The organism is Brevibacterium sp. S111 (assembly GCF_004745075.1).
Lineage (GTDB): Bacteria > Actinomycetota > Actinomycetes > Actinomycetales > Brevibacteriaceae > Brevibacterium.
In genome coordinates this window covers 1-2,612 of the sequence record NZ_RHFH01000043.1, presented here as the reverse complement: position 1 = coordinate 2,612, position 2,612 = coordinate 1, and the positions used below count along the sequence as shown (strand labels likewise).

Annotated in this window: 2 protein-coding genes; both read right to left on the bottom strand. The window is 66.1% G+C overall.

Annotated features, from left to right (window positions below):
• Positions 1-112: 112 nt before the first annotated feature.
• On the bottom strand, positions 113-883 hold the full coding sequence (locus EB836_RS17915) for an ATP-binding protein (RefSeq protein WP_101602029.1): 771 nt from the start codon (positions 881-883) through the stop codon (positions 113-115).
• Entirely contained in the window at positions 880-2,466 is a 1,587-nt protein-coding gene (gene istA / locus EB836_RS17910) for an IS21 family transposase (RefSeq protein ID WP_101602027.1), read from the bottom strand. The genes EB836_RS17915 and istA overlap by 4 nt, the downstream gene beginning before the upstream one ends.
• Positions 2,467-2,612: the final 146 nt, after the last annotated feature.

Below are 2,612 nucleotides of genomic sequence, written 5' to 3'. Positions count from 1 at the left end.
TGGCGCGTAGCGTCGGTTGGTACGGATAGTCCACGTACCTGGTACTGGTGCTCGGTGGGAGTGGTACTGGCCCCGAGCGTGTGCTCGGGGCCGGCACCTGTCGTCCTGGCGGCTACTCCCAGTAGCCGTCGTCGGCGCGGGCTTGCTCGTGGCGGAGCCTGCGCATGTCGATCTGGCCGAGGCTGATCTTTCGGGCCTGGTTCGACAGCCGGTTCACGATCGAGTCCGCAGCGACTCGGTCCGGCAGTTCGGCCACCCAGTGCGCTGGCCCCGTCTGCGAGGCGATCATCGTTGGCAGCCGGTGTTCCCGGTTCGCCAGCACTGCGAACAGATCGCTGGCAGCGTCGCTGTCGATCCCGACGGTGAGGAAATCGTCGATCACGAGTAGATCCGTGTGCGAGAGGTCGTTGAGCAGCTTCTGGTGGGCGATACCGTCCCCGCGGGCGATCACCAACCTCCTGGCCAGGTCGTCCATCCGGGCGTAGACGACGGAGTGGCCGTTGTGACACGCCGCGATGCCGAGCGCGCACGCCAGATAGGTCTTCCCACCGCCGGTCGGTGAGGTGATCAGCAGGTTGGTGGGATCTGCTCGCCAGTCGTGTGCGGCGTAGCGACGCATCCGCACCGGGGTGATGCCACGATCCTCGCGGTAGTCGATCTCCGCGATCGATGCCTGCGGGAGGGGGAAGCCGGCGGCACGGATGAGCTTGTCGACCTTGTGGATCCGGCGCTGCTCGAGTGCGTCGTCGGTAGCGGTGAGAAAGATCTGCTCCGGGGTGAGCGTGTCGTTGGCTTCGTCGTCGATGAGTTCTTCGAACCGGGTCGCGATATGCGTGACCCGCAGCTGGCGGAACTTGTCGTAATCGATGCTCGTGAACGTCACCGGGCCTCCTCCCCTCCGGTCTCGTAGTGAGACGCGTCGCGCACGTACACATCGGGTCCATTCGGTGCGCTGGCTGCGCGTTTGCGTGTGGACGCGGCCGGGATCGGCGCCCTGGGTTTCTTCTGGTCGCTGTCGATCGCAGCCATGATGCGCTTCAGCGTCGTGTAGGTGGCGTACCCGCCCCGGTTGACGAGTTCCTGGCAGGCGGCCTCGAGCCGCTGCCGGTTCTGCTTTCCGAGTCCGCTCAGGATGTTCTGGCAGTCGAGATATCCCTGCGCCTCGATCGTCTGCCGGTCGAGGACCTGCTCGATCACCGTCACGGTCGCCGGGCCGGCGCTGCGGGCACGATCGGTAAACCAGCGCCTCGACCACAGGCCGTCGATGCCCTGATGCTGCTTGGGCACATGCTCGGGAAGCGTCGAGTACCGGCCCTTGCGGCCCCACAGTCTGGGGTGCTCACACACGATCGCGGTGCCGTCGAACACCGTCACCCGCGACGACGTCAGCCGGACCCGCAACAGTCGCCCGGCTAGCTGATAGGGCACGGAGTAGCGCTGGGAATCGGCGGTGACGTGGTAGTTCCGCCCTGCCTTGAGCTCTTTCCACTCGACCTCTTCGAACCGCGCATCGGGCAGCGGACCGAGCAAAGACAGCTCCTCGGCCTCGAATCGCTGCCACCGGGTCGTGTCGTCGGCCCGACGCAGGTCGTGGTTGATCTCGTCGACGCGCTGCTCGATCGCGTCGTTGAGCTCGGACAGGCTCGTCCAGACCTCGTCTTCGAGGTAGCCGATGACACGCTTGTTGACCACGTTGACGGCGTTCTCGGCCGCGGCCTTATCGCGGGGCTTGCCCGCCCGGGCCGGGACGATCGCGGTCCCGTAATGGTCGGCGAGCTGCTGATAGCGGGCGTTGACAATCCGCTCCCGGTCACCCTTGCGCCGCGGATGCGTCGACGTCGTCGGGTTGTCCGGGACCACCAGCTGGACCACGCCCCTGTAGAACGAGAACGCGCGCACGTGCGCGTCCAGCCACGCCGGCGACTTCATGTTCGCGTAGGCGCGGCAGAACAACACCCCCGAGTAGGGAAGCACCCCGACCCACAGGTACGCCTTGGTGACCTGCCCGGTGACCGCGTCGACGAGATCGAGCGTGTCACCGGCCCAATCGACGAGCATCGCCCGTCCCGGCTCGTGGTGGAGCACGGCGACCAGGTCATGCGATCTGACGTAGTCGGCGAACAGGGCGCAGAACTGCGAATACCCGTACTTCTTCTGCCCGCCGCTCTGGGTGTCGGCGTAGCGGCGCCATGCCTGCAGCAGCGTGAAGTGCCGGTTCTGCTTCATCGACGTCAGCACGCGCGCCAGGTCAGGCTGCGCGTACTCCACCGAGACCCGCCGGCGTCCGTCCGGGAACCACGCCGCGAGCTCGGCATCACCGACCGCCGCAGCCGAGGTCACTCCGTGCCGGGTGAGGGCTTGCTTCACACGAGAGACGTCGCGTCGCGAGCATCCGACGGTCTCGACGACCTCGCTGTAACTGCGATCTGCGAGCACCAGCTCCATGATCGCCCGATAGTTGACCATACCAAGGGCCTTTCCGACTCAGTGACGGGCGACACGGACGTGCCGCCCCACCGCTCAGAAGACCACCGAAATCACGGCAGTACCACCTATCCAGAAAACTGATACCAGGTACGTGGACTATCGGGACCAAGTAGCGCTACGCGCCA

Bases quoted from the DNA above. Each gene is read 5' to 3' on its own strand.
- istA (WP_101602027.1), bottom strand. From the start codon at position 2,466: ATGGTCAACTATCGGGCGATCATGGAGCTGGTGCTCGCAGATCGCAGT.